This is a genomic window from Flammeovirga sp. AWQ4_249, assembly GCF_056161045.1.
Genome location: NZ_JBSWYJ010000131.1, coordinates 1 through 390 on the forward strand (window position 1 = coordinate 1; position 390 = coordinate 390).

1 protein-coding gene is annotated in these 390 nt (G+C 33.3%); it reads right to left on the reverse strand.

Annotated elements, in window-relative coordinates; translation table 11 throughout:
* On the reverse strand, positions 1-390 hold a 390-nt coding region (locus tag ACXAHM_RS26390; RefSeq protein ID WP_474967075.1), incomplete at both ends, for a transposase.

Below are 390 nucleotides of genomic sequence, written 5' to 3' on the forward strand. Positions count from 1 at the left end.
TAAGTATAATGCCCCAATCTCTGATAGGCATAGTCCATTTTTTGGTAATTTCTCTAGTAGCCAGATAGACAGACTTAATGACTGCATCATCAGTAGGGAATGAGAGTTTATTTTTGGTGTATTTCCTGATTTTTCCGTTAAGATTCTCAATAAGATTAGTGGTATAAATAATCTTTCTGATCTCTATTGGGAAATCAAAAAATACGGTTAATTCATCCCAATTGTCCCTCCAACTTTTAATAGCATAAGCATATTTACTATTCCATTTATCTGCAAAATCATCTAATGCTGCAAGAGCAGCTTCTTTTGTTGGAGCAGTATAGACTTCTTTCATATCTCTAGTAAAAGCCTTTTTATCCTTCCATACGACATATTTACAAGCATTTCTGA